Below are 12644 nucleotides of genomic sequence, written 5' to 3' on the forward strand. Positions count from 1 at the left end.
CCATGTCGGTAGGGCAGGGGGCGGGCGATACACGTTGAAAGGTATGTGCATGACATTTTCCGACGATATGAGCGGGATCCCCACCTCGCTTCCCTCCCATCTCATCGGGGAATGGAACACCGTCATCCACGGCGTGATGTCACATTCCGCCAGCACGGGCCCTGCGTTAAATGCGGTTCTTATGCAGGCCCCGGATTTTGCATTGGGACAGGCCATCCGAGGACTATCGTGCTTGTTACTCGGACGCGTCGAGATGGTTGCCGTCGCGCGTGAAGCCTATGCCGCGGCACGCAAAGGCGCGCCGGCAACGCAGCGCGAAATGGCGTTCGTTTACGCCCTTGGCGATTGGCTTCAAGGCCGTCCGTCCGGCGCTGCGGCGCGGCTGCAGATCCTTTTGAATGCCAATCCGCGCGACGCGCTGATGATGAAGATGATCCACGCGATTCACTTTATCATGGGCCGCTCGAATGAGATGCGCGCCTCGGTCGAGGGCGTCATGGATGCGTGGGACGATCATCCTTTGCGGGGATATTTGCTGGGGTGTCATGCGTTCACATTGGAGGAAACCGGTGAATATAAGCGCGCTGAAACTGTGGGCCGGGAAGGCGTTACGCTTGCGCCGGATGATGCGTGGGGTTTGCATGCGGTCGCGCATGTCTTCGATATGACGGGCCGCGCGCAACAGGGGCTTCAGTTCCTTGATGGTCGGGAGGGGGCTTGGGCGCATTGCAACAATTTCCGGTATCACGTCTGGTGGCACCGCGCCTTGATGCATCTTGATTTGGGTGAATATGACGCGGCGCTTGCGCTTTACGATGCTGATATACGCGCCGAAAAGACGGATGATTACCGTGACATTTCTAACGCCGCGTCGCTTTTGTCGCGATTGGAATTGGACGGAATTGATGTCGGGGACCGTTGGGAGGAGCTTTCGGAGCTCTCCGAGAGCCGTGCGCAGGACGGATGCCTTGCGTTCGCGGATCTTCATTACATGTTGGCCCTCTGTGGCGGCGCGCGCGATGCAGCGGCCGCAGGGCTGATTGCGCGGATGCAAAGCGCCAAAACGAGTTTGAACGAGGCCGATCGCATCATCTCGCATCCCGGGGTGCAAGTTGCGCAGGGGCTTCAGGCCTTCGCCAACGGTGAGTACACGACCGCTTGGCGCCATTTGCAGGCAGGGCAGAGCGATCTTCAATCGGTCGGCGGCAGTCACGCGCAGCGCGATGTATTTGACCGTGTGACCATTGAGGCGGCCTTGCGCGGCGGTCAGCTTGATGCGGCGGAAGCTATGCTGCGCGATCGGATGGATCGGCGCGGCGGATATTCGGACGGCTATGGCGCCGCGCGTCTGTCCCTCATCGATGCGGCCCGCGCGCAGGCGGTTTGACATGCAGACGACCCAGCAAAGCTCCGCGACGCCGCCTCTCTCGCCTAAGAAATTCCGCGATCCACGTCTCGATTTCTTCCGCGGGATCGGCATGTTCATTATTCTCATCGCACATATCACCAACAATCCGTGGACCCTATGGATTCCCGCGCGGTTTGGCTTCTCGGATGCAACCGAGATGTTCGTTTTCTGCTCGGGTATGGCGTCTGCGCTGGCGTTTGGCGGGCTTTTTGGCCGCGCCGGCTGGATGATGGGGACATTGCGGATCGCGCATCGGATCTGGCAGGTCTACTGGGTCCATCTGGGAGTCTTTTTCGTCACGCTGACGCTGATGCTGGCGCTGAATGCGACAGGGATTTTCGCGCGCGACGAGGTCAGCGCCTTGAACCTTATGCATTTCATCAATTCGACAGGCCCCAATCTCATCGGCTTGATGACATTGACCTATGTTCCCAACTATTTTGACATCTTGCCGATGTATATCGTGATCTTGGCGCTTATTCCGGTGATGATGGGGCTGTCGAAATTCGATCCGAGATTGGCGATCTTTGCGAGCGTTGTGCTGTGGTTCGCTGCGACGGCGGGGCTGAACTTGCCCGCCGAATTATGGTTCGAGAAGCCCTCGACGCGGCAATGGTTTTTCAATGCGTTTGCATGGCAATTGATCTTTTTCAGCGGCTTTGGCCTGATGATCGGCTGGATCCCTGCGCCCCCTGTGCGGCGTTGGCTTATTGCGGTCGCGATCGTCGTTGTTGTGCTCTCGATCCCGTTCGCTTGGTATAAAATCATCGGTCAATCCGAGTTTATCCGTGAATGGCGTCGCGATTGGGCGTTTCTGATCAGCAAGTCAAACTTCGGTATTTTACGCTTCGTCCATTTTCTGGCGCTCGCCTATCTTGCATGGGTGGCGGCGGGTGTTAAGGGCGCGCGCTTGGTGCGCGGCGGGAAATCAGGGGCGGTGATCGCATTGATCTGCCGCGTCGGTCAGCAATCGTTGGCGGTCTTCGCGGCGTCCATGGTGCTTGCGCGGGTGTTCGGCGCGTTCTTGAATCTCGCTGGCGGCGGTTGGTTGGCTGCGTTGATCATCAATGTCTTGGCGGCGCTCTCAATCATCGCGGTTGCGAAACTCGCAGCATTCTTCAAATCCCAGCCATGGAAAGTGGCACGCGGTTGAGGGAGGCTTCAATGAGGTGGTTAATACCGGCGCTGTTCATGTCGAGCGCACAGATGGCCTATGCGCAGTGCGGTGAGGCGTCCGAGGCCTGTCAGGTGACTGAGGGCGAGTATCATGTTGCATTGCCACAAGGGGATGGCCCGCATCCGGCGGTTGTGTTTCTGCACGGCCATGGAAGCTCTGGTGAGGGGACATTGCGCAACGCGGGCATGATCGATGCCATCGTTGCGCGCGGATATGCCGTCATCGCCGCGAGTGGTCAGCCGCTTGAGGGGCGTTCGGGGCGGTCTTGGGGTTTCCACCCTGATCGTCCCAGCGCGCGAGACGAGGCGCAGTTCATCGAAGCCGTAGCCGATGATGCGGCAGCAAGATTTGATCTCAAGCGCGATGATATGCTTTTGGCGGGATTTTCTGTGGGCGGCTCGATGGTGAGCTATCTTGCATGCGCGCATCCCGACGCTTTTACGGCCTATGCACCTGTTGCGGGCAATTTCTGGCGGCCGCATCCAGCGGCTTGTTCCGGTCCGGTGCAGCTTTTTCATACGCATGGCTGGGCGGATATGACGGTTCCGCTTGAGGGGCGGGTGATCCGATCGGAGTTTGCACAGGGCGACGTGTTTGCAGCGCTGCAAATTTGGCGTGAGACGAATGGCTGTGATTTGATGCGGCCCGACGAGCTTTCGTCTTCGGGTGATTTTCAGATGCGCCACTGGACGACATGCACCCAGAACGCGCAGCTAAGTTTTGCGATGCATCCGGGCGGGCACTCCATCCCGAAAGGTTGGGCCACCGCGGCATTGGACTGGTATGAGAGTTTGCCGCGCTAGCAGCCTTGGAAAAGACCCCGCCGAATTCACGGCGGGGCAAGGTCGTGCGCGTGGAGCAAGTCCACAGCGCACTGGCGGTAACCGTATAAAAATTCTGGTGATTGAGGCAGGCAGAGCCCTCAGTTCATCTCTGCGCGGATTTGCTGGCGCAAGAGATCGATGGGAACCATCTTCCCTTCGCGTTTGAAGTGCCAGTAGGTCCAGCCATTGCACGAGGGGGCGCCCTCAAGATGTGCGCCAACCTGATGGATCGAACCTTTCACATCATTGCCCACGAGCGTGCCATCTGCGCGCACCTTCGCCTTGTAGCGGTTGCCAACTGAAAACAGCTCTTCGCCCGGACGTAGCATGCCGCGCTCAACCAATTGGCCGAACGGAACACGCGGCTCGGCGCGTTTGGAGCCTGTGATTTCCAGCGCTTCCTTATCGAATTTGCGGACGCGCGCGATACGCTTTTCGGCGACTTCACGGTAGGCCGCTTCGCGCTCGATCCCGATAAATTCGCGGCCCAGCATTTTCGCCACGGCGCCAGTCGTGCCAGTCCCGAAGAACGGATCAAGGATCACATCGCCCGGATTGGTCGACCCGATAATGACTCGGTGCAGCAGGCTTTCAGGTTTTTGCGTCGGATGCGCTTTATCGCCGTTGTCATCCTTCAGGCGCTCGCCGCCATTGCAGATCGGCAAGACCCAATCGGAGCGCATCTGGATGCCCTCGTTGAGTGATTTCAGCGCTTCGTAGTTGAACGTATATTTGCTGCCTTCTGCCTTCGAGGCCCAAATCATCGTCTCATGAGCATTGGTGAGGCGCTTGCCGCGGAAGTTCGGCATCGGATTCGATTTGCGCCAGACGACGTCGTTGAGAATCCAGTAGCCTTGGTTTTGCAGCTCGGCGCCCATGCGGAAGACGTTGTGATAGCTGCCGATGACCCAGATCGCGCCGTTCGGCTTCAAGATCCGGCGGGCGGCGGCGAGCCATTCGCGCGTGAACTTGTCATAGGCCGCGAAGGACGAAAATTGATCCCAGTGATCGTCGACCGCATCAACCTTGGAATTGTCAGGGCGATGCAATTCGCCTTTCAATTGCAGGTTGTAGGGCGGGTCTGCGAAGATCAGATCAATGCTGCTCTCGGGCAGACTGTTCATCACCTCAATACAATCGCCGCCAATAATCTCGTTCAGCGGCAACTCTACGGGAGCCGCTTTTGTTTTGGTTTTGCTCATCTCTGCCTCGTTTTTTCGCCCGATGGGCGCTGTCGACTTGTGTCGATCTATGGCGCCTATGATGAGTCAGACGGGATTCGGCGTCAATTTCTTTTTTGAATCAATCACTTCGAGAAACTGCTTGATACAAGATATTGTGTACCGGCTTGAACGAACGTCTATGGTGCGGTGTAACCCCAAGATTTAGCAGGGCGGCGAGGTGGTCTGGCGTCGGGTATCCGGCGTTTCTTTCCCATCCATATCCTGGATATTGTTGCGCTAAATCCACCATTAGCAAATCACGTGCCTCTTTCGCGAGGATCGAGGCCGCAGAAATCGAAACCGACCGCGCATCACCCTTCACGATGGGCTCTGCCGAAAGGGTGAGATCGCGCGGAAGGCGATTGCCATCAACAAGGACATGATCAGGCCGTTGCCTAAGGCCGGCCACTGCGCGGCACATCGCAAGATGCGACGCCTGCAAGATGTTGATCTCGTCAATTTCTTCGACACTTGCATGGGCGATGCAAAAATCAGCGGTTTGCATGATCTGCGCCGCCAGCTCGGCGCGGCGTTTGGCCGAAAGTTTTTTTGAATCGTTGAGGCCCTCGGGGATCCGTGCCGGATCAAGGATCACGGCGGCGGCTGTCACGGGGCCGCACAGCGGGCCGCGGCCAACCTCGTCGACCCCCGCAATGAGCGTGAGGCCGCGCGCTTGTGCGGCATATTCGAAGCTATAATCGGGGATCATTTTCTCTGTCATGCCACTTCCTGCGATACTCAGAGGTTCGAATCAAGGTGGAGTTCAGAGCGAGTGATTGCGCGCGGCGGACGGATGTCGCCGCGCGCATGGGGCAGGACGTGTTATCGTCCTATATGGAAGCCGTTGCGTTCCAAGCAGCTGGTGCCGTAGACCGTGCGGCGGCCGTCGTGTTTCGTGCGGATATCAAAGGCGCAGGCGCGCGGCATGCGGCCCTCGAAACGGGATCGCGTCAGACAATCTTGCGAGACAGCCTGACTGCGACCGTTGCGACCCTGCACAGACATGACGCATGCCGCCGGTACACGGATAAGCCGTGCATCGCGCCGCGGCTCCCGAGGATCATCACGATGCCCGTCGCGGTATCCATCACGGCGCCCATCACGGCGCTCGTCATCATGCCCACGATCATCGCGGCGTGGCGCGGGCGCGCTGCGCTTCGAGTCGTTCTTCTTGTCGATTTCGTGGATGATTAAACCGAGCGCTGCGAGCCCAAGAATCGTGTTCACAGCTTTTTGGCCATCGGATGCCGCGAAGGATGGGGTCGTCATGCCGAGGGCAAGCGCGCCGGCCAGCAAGGTCGCGGTTGCGCGTTTGGAAAAGCGGCTGAGTTTGGGTGTCATCGTATTCTCCCGTGCAGGGGCCGGTTTGGCCCGTGTATCCATGGGTTGAGACTGCATCGGCGGAGGCGCGCTATGCAAAAACGGGTGTTTGATATCGGATAACATCGACGGCTGGCGGGCGGGATATTGCATAACGCACAGGAGCGGGGCAGGTTGGGCGAATGAAACAGTTCGCGCCCCTCATATTGACGACGCTCCTCGCGTTTGGTGGCTTTTCCGCCTCCGCGCAGGCGGCGTGTTTTGCCGATTACAAAGCGAAGCAAGATAATCCGTTGCGCCTCCATTACGGTGTGGCGCAACTGCCAGATGGCGCGTGTGATGCGGCTAAGGCGAAATCGGTGCTCGCGGGACGGCTAGCGCGCGAAGGCTGGACCTTGCTCAACATTCTCTCCATTTTCGGGCCAGAGGGTCTCGATGCAAGGAAAGCCAGTGCCGGACAAAACTTCCTCCGCTTCTGATAGCCTGCGTGTGGGGAACCGCGCCGTAGTCTTCGGAATGGGCGCGATTGTTGCCGTGCTCGTGACTGCCGCGGCGCTGCTGTTTTTTGCGTTGCCGGATGCCAATACCTTCAACGCGCGGGTTGAGCGGATTTTCATCGCCAATGATGCGTTGACGGGGCCGAGCGAACTGCGCTTGCTCGAAGTCTTGGCGCAATCGGGCACGGCGTTCTCTGAGGTGCTTTCGTCCTACCGGCTTATCATCTTCATCTTACTGCTGTTCGCGACGGCGCTGTTGATCGCGGCTTTGGTCTTTTTGGTGATGATCATCGCCCTCAACCGCCGCATGTCCGAAATTCAGCGTAGCGGCATAGAGGTGCGGAGCTTGCGGATTTTGCGTGCCGAAAATGCTGTCATGCTTAATGACATGGCGTTCTCACTGACCCCAGCCTTGATTGAGACACTTGCGGCGCTGGCGGAGGCGCGGATGGACGACGAGATCCTGACGGGGGCTGGTCTGGAGGCGGTGATTTCGGGGCGCCATCCATCGGATTGCGACGAGGCCGCGGGGGCGACGCGTATCAAGCGGTTGCGGGACGCGATGGGGAATCAACTCGTTGCTGAACTGCTTGTCAAAAATATTGCACGAAAGGGTTATACGTTGGCCGTGCCGCCCGAGAGGGTTCGGGTGGACTGACGGCGGCGTGCTCTTGCCCCTTCGCCCGCTCGGCCCTATATCGCGGCATTAATTCACCTTTGGCGCGTTGCATTGCGCCGCATTACTGGGGGCTGCCATGATCAAGACACCCTACTATCTGATCGACGAAGCGAAGCTTGTGCAAAACATGCAAAAGATCGCCTATCTCAGGGAAGCCTCGGGCGCGAAGGCCCTCATGGCGTTGAAGTGTTTTGCAACATGGTCGGCGTTCGATTCGATGCGCGATTATATGGACGGGACGACCTCGTCCTCGCTGTTCGAATTGCGTCTCGGACGTGAGAAGTTTGGCAAGGAAACGCATGCTTATTCGGTCGCTTGGTCGGATTCGGAAATCGATGAGGCGATCTCTTACGCGGACAAGATCATCTTCAACTCGCTGGGGCAATTGACGCGCTACGCCGAAAAATCGGCACATATCGAGCGCGGTCTGCGGCTAAACCCACGTTTTTCGACATCGGGTTTCGATCTTGCTGACCCTGCGCGGCCTTTCTCGCGTTTGGGCGAGTGGGATATGGCGCGGCTGGAAGAAGCCTTGCCGATGATTTCGGGGGTGATGATCCACTACAATTGTGAGAACCGCGATTTTGATCTGTTCGACGAGCAACTCACCCGTATCGAAACGGAATTTGGTTCGTTCTTGAGGAAGCTGGACTGGGTTTCACTGGGGGGTGGCATCCATTTCACCGGCGAGGGCTATCCGATCGACCGTCTTGCCGCGCGTTTGAAGGCGTTTTCCGAAAGCTTGGGCGTGCAAGTTTATCTTGAGCCCGGTGAGGCGTCGATCACTCAAACGACAACCTTGGAAGTCTCGGTGCTGGATATTTTGGATAATGGCAAGAAAATCGCCATCGTTGATAGCTCGACAGAGGCGCATATGTTGGATTTGTTGATCTACCGCGAGACGGCAAAACTGCCGCAAGAGGGCGATCACCGCTACGAAATCGCCGGAAAGACCTGCCTTGCGGGAGATATTTTTGGCGAGGCTTCCTTCGCCAAACCTCTGGAAATCGGGGATCGGGTTTCGATTTCTGACGCGGCAGGCTATACTATGGTGAAGAAGAACTGGTTTAACGGCTTGAATATGCCTGCGATTGTCATTCGCCAAGCGGATGGCACCGAGAGGCTGGTGCGCGAATTTATCTTCGCAGATTACGCCGCCTCGCTTTCCTGAGGGTTCGCCCTTGCTTCCGGGCCGTAAGGCCCCCTTCCCTGGACTCATGAAAAGGAGACAGCCGAAGTGAAACGTAACGTGCTCATCATCGGTGCTGGTGGCGTGGCCAATGTGGTCGCCCATAAATGCGCGCAGAACAATGACGTTCTGGGCGATCTGCATATTGCCTCGCGAACGAAGGCAAAATGCGATGCGATTATCGAGGGCGTTCATGCCAAGGGTGCGTTGAAGGTTGCGGGTAAATTCGAAGCTCATGCTTTGGACGCGATGGATTCTGCTGCCGTTGCGGCGTTGATCCGTGAGACCGGTGCGCAGATCGTGATCAACGTCGGCTCGGCCTTTGTGAATATGACGGTGATGGATGGCTGCATCGAGACGGGTGCCGCCTACATTGATACCGCCATTCATGAAGATCCCGCCAAAATTTGCGAAACGCCGCCGTGGTATGGCAATTACGAATGGAAAAAGCGCGATCTTTGCGCGCAAAAGGGCGTTACGGCGATCCTTGGTGCAGGCTTTGATCCGGGTGTCGTGAATGCTTACGCGCGGTTCGCGGCAGATGAGTATCTCGATGAGGTCAAATCGATCGATATCGTGGATATCAACGCTGGCTCGCACGGCCGATATTTTGCGACAAACTTCGATCCGGAAATCAACTTCCGCGAGTTCACCGGCACGGTTTATTCGTGGCAGAAAGGTGCGTGGCAAGAGAATAAGATGTTCGAGATTGGCAAGGATTGGGATCTGCCGGTCGTGGGCACGTGCCGCGCTTACATGTCGGGCCATGACGAAGTCCACTCCTTGGCCGCGAATTATCCTGACGCTGATGTGCGGTTCTGGATGGGGTTTGGCGAGCATTACATCAACGTGTTCACCGTTTTGCAAAACCTTGGCTTGCTGTCGGAACAACCGGTAAAAACCGCCGAAGGGCTGGAGGTTATCCCGCTCAAGCTGGTTAAGGCGGTCTTGCCAGACCCATCTTCGCTTGCGCCCGATTATACGGGGAAGACCTGCATCGGTGATTTCGTGCGGGGCGTGAAGGACGGCAAAGAGGTCGAGATCTTCGTGTATAACGTTGCCGATCACAAAGAGGCGTATCTTGAAGTCGGGTCGCAGGGCATCTCCTATACCGCTGGCGTTCCGCCTGTTGCGGCGGCGATGCTGGTGGCCGATGGGCTTTGGGATGCAGGTGGCATGCGCAACGTCGAGGAATTGCCGCCCCGCCCGTTCCTTGAGTTGCTCGGCAAGCTTGGCCTTCCGTCACGCGTCATCGATGCGTCGGGTGTCGACAGCGCGATTTGATCGCCAATCACTCTGAAAAAGCCCGCGAGGAATTATTCCTCGCGGGCTTTTTAATGCGCAACGATCATAAATGCGCGGTTCGGCCTAGAGCGTGGCCACGAATCCGGCCAGATAATCGCGCAAGGCATCACGGGTCTTGGCGTCCGTTAACTGCCCTTGCGCATCAAACTTTTGGTCAGCATGGGCAACGGCAAGTCGCCCCTCATACCAAGGCCTCGTGCCCAAAGCGCGGAGCGTTGGTAGCCAGTGGCCTTGCGAGAGAACCGTTCCAAAGCCACCTGGTGACGCGCCGATCACTGCGGTGGGCTTTCCTTTAAACAGCGCCCCACCGTTCCCGCGCGACATCCAATCGAGTGTGTTCTTGAACACGCCCGGAATGCCGCTGTTATATTCGGGCGTCACCAACAAGAGGGCGTCCGCGCCCGCCAGTTGCGTTTGCAGGGTTTTAACCGCGTCGGGCAATCCGGTCTCGTCCTCGACATCCCCGTTATAAAGCGGGACGGCATCGAGTGAGCCGATGACGATTTCCGCCGAGGAAGGGGTGAGGTTGCTTGCTGCGCGTAGAAGCGCGGAATTGAAGGAGGCTTTCCGTAAGCTGCCGGAGAGGCCGAGGATCTTGGTCATGTTTGAACTCCGTCTCGCGTGATCACGCAATGCCAAAGGGCATTTACGCCTTGCGAGACGACGTAGGGCGCAAGCCATGCAAAGAAAGGTTTTGCCCCCCTTCGCATGGCCCGCCACGAGATGGCCTCTTTACTTGGCAACGCCGGTCAATTCAGCGGTGATCGTCACGGGGCGGCCCTCTCTCAACGAGATATTCGCCGCCTCTGCAAGGGCTAGCGCGTTCACCCCGTCCTGAACGGTTGCGGGCATCGGGGCATCCGCGATGAGCGCATCGAGGAAAGCGCCCCATTCGATCTCATAGGCGCGCATGTACCGCTCAAGGAAGAAAAGTTGCGGTTTCGCGCTGGTCACGCCGGAGGTGGTCGCCTTGCGAACAGTCGTCTCGAGTTGGTTCTCGACAGACAAAAGCCCATCGGCCCCCAGAAGCTCCAATCGTTGATCATACCCGTAAACCGCACGGCGGGAATTGCGGATCGTGGCAATGCGACCGTCAGCATAGGTGAGTACAACAACCGCGGTGTCGATATCCCCCGCCTCCCCGATCGCGGGATCAACGAGGCAGGACCCCGTCGCCGAGAGCGTCTCGGGCATGCCAAACAGCCAGCAGCAGATATCGAAATCATGGATCATCATGTCGCGGAACAATCCACCGGACACTTTGATATAGCCCACGGGAGGCGGGGCCGGATCGTAGGACGTGACCGCGAGAAGTTCGCCCTTGCCGATATCTCCGGCATCATAGGCCGCTTTGAGTGTCGAAAAATTCGGATCGAACCGCCGGTTGAAGCCCATCATGACCGGTTTCCCCGCCGCCGAAACGGACGCGACAACTTTTCGGGCCCGTTCAAGATCAAGGTCGATCGGCTTCTCGCAGAACACGGCTTTCCCCGCAGCGATCCCGCGCTCAATCAGATCAGCGTGGGTGTTTGTGGAGGAGGCAATCAAGATCACATCAATAGAGCGGTCATTGAGGATCTCGTCTGCGCTGCGCACGGCGATACCGTGTTCGGATGCAAGCTCTGCTGCGGCTTGCTCCATGACATCGGTGACGGCGACGAGTTGCGCACGGGGGTCAGATTTGATCGAGGCGGCGTGGACTTTGCCAATCCGGCCCGCGCCAAACAGGGCTACATTCAGTGTCATGACGTTCCTTCCGAAAAATGCTGAGTGATGCGAGGTCGCGCGGATGCGGCGCGCGCAGCGAGGCAGCGAGCCCTTGTCACGCGACTGGCTTTGGGCCGCATATTTTCCATGACCCCTCCCAAGGTAGAAATATTGAGGGGACGACCGCTCCAACTCGTTCATCCCGCACTGCGCGCCAAAATGGAACGCAGCAGAATATTTATTCCATTTTACTTTTTGCGAGATTACACTTTGCTGTCAAGAGATGTGATGGGAGTAGAGCAACTGGATCAGGAAGTTACCCAAGCGCCAGTCAGCATTCCGCAATTGCTCGAACGGCTAGATCAGTTTGAGGGCACGTTCCCCAAACGTCTACGGCAATGCGCGGCCTGTTTGCGCGCCAATCTCGGCTCGATGGCTGTATTGACCGTCGCAGAGGTCGCGTCGGCTGCCGATGTCGCGCCCTCTGCCGTGATGCGATTTTGTCAGGCGCTTGGCTTTTCCGGCTATTCCGAGATGCAGGCTCTATTCCGCGCCGATTTCACGCCGCCCCGCCCCGCCTACGCCGAGCGGCTGACGTCACTGCGCCGTGATGGCGGGCAGGGGGCGGCGCAGTTGCTCGAGGGGTTCGTTGACGCCGCGCAAGGCTCACTCAATTTGCTCATGATGAGCGAGGCCGGTGCGGATATTGATAGGGCGGCCCGGATTGCGGCTGACGCAAGGACGGTCCACCTCGTCGGCATTCGCCGCGCCTATTCGGTGGTCAGCTATATGGGATATACCCTCCAGCAGATGGATGTCCCTTGTATGTCGCATGCCGGAACGCTGGGGACGGGCTATACATCCGCAATTCAAAGTGGCGACGTCGTGATCGCGGTAACTTTTGCACCATTCGCGCGCGAAACGGCAGAGGTCGTCGAAGCTGCGTATACCAAGGGGGTCCCGGTCGTCTTGATAACGGATACTCCGGATTGCCCGTTAGGCGATCGGGCTGGCGTGCTCCTTTTGGCGCGCGATCTGGACAATGGTTCGTTTCGCGTGCCTGTCGCTGCTATGGCCTTGGCGGCGGCACTCGTGGTGTCGATCGGAAGTTTGCGCGCTGCGGAGTGATCGGGCGGGCGAGTCGCCCCGTCGATCGGGATACGACTCGCAAATGGACCCCCGAGTCGGGCCAAAAAGTGAAATTATCCGCCAGATTCGGCCTGCGAGCCCCGCGAACGCTCTCGATCATGCGGCGCTTGGTTGAAATTCCTGCCTAATATTTGTCAGTATTTATTGGGTTTTTCGAGTTTTTGCG

At 58.1% G+C, this 12644-nt stretch carries 13 protein-coding genes; 8 read left to right on the plus strand and 5 right to left on the minus strand.

Annotated elements, in window-relative coordinates; all coding sequences use genetic code 11:
- Positions 1-49: 49 nt before the first annotated feature.
- From SJY32_RS02030 to SJY32_RS02040, 3 genes are read left to right on the plus strand one after another with little or no spacing between them, the layout of a single operon-like run.
- On the plus strand, positions 50-1387 hold the full coding sequence (locus SJY32_RS02030) for a tetratricopeptide repeat protein (protein WP_376870977.1): 1338 nt from the start codon (positions 50-52) through the stop codon (positions 1385-1387).
- 1 nt (position 1388) lies between these two features.
- The gene (locus tag SJY32_RS02035) at positions 1389-2561 is read left to right on the plus strand and encodes an OpgC family protein (RefSeq protein WP_376870980.1); all 1173 of its coding nucleotides are present in this window, start codon (positions 1389-1391) and stop codon (positions 2559-2561) included.
- An 11-nt stretch (positions 2562-2572) separates the two neighbouring features.
- Positions 2573-3388 (plus strand): alpha/beta hydrolase family esterase, encoded by an 816-nt coding sequence (locus SJY32_RS02040; protein ID WP_376870982.1) that lies wholly within the window; start codon positions 2573-2575, stop codon positions 3386-3388.
- Between the two features lie 119 nt (positions 3389-3507).
- Here SJY32_RS02040 and SJY32_RS02045 read toward each other — a convergent pair whose 3' ends face one another.
- The 3 genes from SJY32_RS02045 to SJY32_RS02055 all read right to left on the minus strand — a co-directional run bounded on the left by SJY32_RS02045 (position 3508) and on the right by SJY32_RS02055 (position 5973).
- Positions 3508-4611 carry a site-specific DNA-methyltransferase gene (locus SJY32_RS02045; protein WP_376870984.1) on the minus strand — a complete coding sequence of 368 codons (1104 nt, stop codon included), beginning with the start codon at positions 4609-4611 and terminating at the stop codon, positions 3508-3510.
- A gap of 100 nt (positions 4612-4711) precedes the next feature.
- The gene (locus tag SJY32_RS02050; RefSeq protein WP_376870986.1) at positions 4712-5353 is read right to left on the minus strand and encodes a ribonuclease HII; all 642 of its coding nucleotides are present in this window, start codon (positions 5351-5353) and stop codon (positions 4712-4714) included.
- A 101-nt stretch (positions 5354-5454) separates the two neighbouring features.
- Positions 5455-5973 (minus strand): hypothetical protein, encoded by a 519-nt coding sequence (locus tag SJY32_RS02055; protein WP_376870988.1) that lies wholly within the window; start codon positions 5971-5973, stop codon positions 5455-5457.
- 161 nt (positions 5974-6134) lie between these two features.
- On the opposite strand from SJY32_RS02055, the gene SJY32_RS02060 reads away from it, so the two are divergent.
- The 4 genes from SJY32_RS02060 to SJY32_RS02075 all read left to right on the plus strand — a co-directional run bounded on the left by SJY32_RS02060 (position 6135) and on the right by SJY32_RS02075 (position 9601).
- On the plus strand, positions 6135-6431 hold the full coding sequence (locus SJY32_RS02060) for a hypothetical protein (protein WP_376870990.1): 297 nt from the start codon (positions 6135-6137) through the stop codon (positions 6429-6431).
- A complete protein-coding gene (locus tag SJY32_RS02065) occupies positions 6388-7107 on the plus strand; it encodes a hypothetical protein (RefSeq protein WP_376870993.1) in 720 nt (239 codons plus the stop codon). The genes SJY32_RS02060 and SJY32_RS02065 overlap by 44 nt, the downstream gene beginning before the upstream one ends.
- Positions 7108-7204: 97 nt before the next feature.
- Positions 7205-8299: a carboxynorspermidine decarboxylase gene (gene nspC / locus SJY32_RS02070; RefSeq protein WP_376870996.1), complete on the plus strand. Its 1095-nt coding sequence runs from the start codon at positions 7205-7207 to the stop codon at positions 8297-8299.
- A 66-nt stretch (positions 8300-8365) separates the two neighbouring features.
- On the plus strand, positions 8366-9601 hold the full coding sequence (locus tag SJY32_RS02075; protein ID WP_376870998.1) for a saccharopine dehydrogenase family protein: 1236 nt from the start codon (positions 8366-8368) through the stop codon (positions 9599-9601).
- An 84-nt stretch (positions 9602-9685) separates the two neighbouring features.
- On the opposite strand, the gene SJY32_RS02080 is transcribed toward SJY32_RS02075, so the two are convergent.
- Positions 9686-10225 (minus strand): NADPH-dependent FMN reductase, encoded by a 540-nt coding sequence (locus SJY32_RS02080; RefSeq protein ID WP_376871000.1) that lies wholly within the window; start codon positions 10223-10225, stop codon positions 9686-9688.
- 129 nt (positions 10226-10354) lie between these two features.
- Positions 10355-11368 carry an inositol 2-dehydrogenase gene (gene iolG, locus SJY32_RS02085; RefSeq protein WP_376871002.1) on the minus strand — a complete coding sequence of 338 codons (1014 nt, stop codon included), beginning with the start codon at positions 11366-11368 and terminating at the stop codon, positions 10355-10357.
- A 249-nt stretch (positions 11369-11617) separates the two neighbouring features.
- Between iolG and SJY32_RS02090 the strand changes: the two genes are divergently transcribed.
- Entirely contained in the window at positions 11618-12457 is an 840-nt protein-coding gene (locus SJY32_RS02090) for a MurR/RpiR family transcriptional regulator (RefSeq protein ID WP_376871005.1), read from the plus strand.
- Positions 12458-12644 lie beyond the last annotated feature (187 nt).

The organism is Albirhodobacter sp. R86504 (genome assembly GCF_042466415.1).
In the GTDB taxonomy this organism is placed as follows: Bacteria; Pseudomonadota; Alphaproteobacteria; order Rhodobacterales; family Rhodobacteraceae; genus Albirhodobacter.

Bases quoted from the DNA above. Each gene is read 5' to 3' on its own strand.
- SJY32_RS02055 (WP_376870988.1), bottom strand. From the start codon at position 5,973: ATGACACCCAAACTCAGCCGCTTTTCCAAACGCGCAACCGCGACCTTG.
- iolG (WP_376871002.1), bottom strand. From the start codon at position 11,368: ATGACACTGAATGTAGCCCTGTTTGGCGCGGGCCGGATTGGCAAAGTC.
- SJY32_RS02035 (WP_376870980.1), top strand. From the start codon at position 1,389: ATGCAGACGACCCAGCAAAGCTCCGCGACGCCGCCTCTCTCGCCTAAG.
- SJY32_RS02040 (WP_376870982.1), top strand. From the start codon at position 2,573: ATGAGGTGGTTAATACCGGCGCTGTTCATGTCGAGCGCACAGATGGCC.
- SJY32_RS02030 (WP_376870977.1), top strand. From the start codon at position 50: ATGACATTTTCCGACGATATGAGCGGGATCCCCACCTCGCTTCCCTCC.
- SJY32_RS02065 (WP_376870993.1), top strand. From the start codon at position 6,388: ATGCAAGGAAAGCCAGTGCCGGACAAAACTTCCTCCGCTTCTGATAGC.
- nspC (WP_376870996.1), top strand. From the start codon at position 7,205: ATGATCAAGACACCCTACTATCTGATCGACGAAGCGAAGCTTGTGCAA.
- SJY32_RS02080 (WP_376871000.1), bottom strand. From the start codon at position 10,225: ATGACCAAGATCCTCGGCCTCTCCGGCAGCTTACGGAAAGCCTCCTTC.
- SJY32_RS02060 (WP_376870990.1), top strand. From the start codon at position 6,135: ATGAAACAGTTCGCGCCCCTCATATTGACGACGCTCCTCGCGTTTGGT.
- SJY32_RS02050 (WP_376870986.1), bottom strand. From the start codon at position 5,353: ATGACAGAGAAAATGATCCCCGATTATAGCTTCGAATATGCCGCACAA.
- SJY32_RS02045 (WP_376870984.1), bottom strand. From the start codon at position 4,611: ATGAGCAAAACCAAAACAAAAGCGGCTCCCGTAGAGTTGCCGCTGAAC.
- SJY32_RS02090 (WP_376871005.1), top strand. From the start codon at position 11,618: ATGGGAGTAGAGCAACTGGATCAGGAAGTTACCCAAGCGCCAGTCAGC.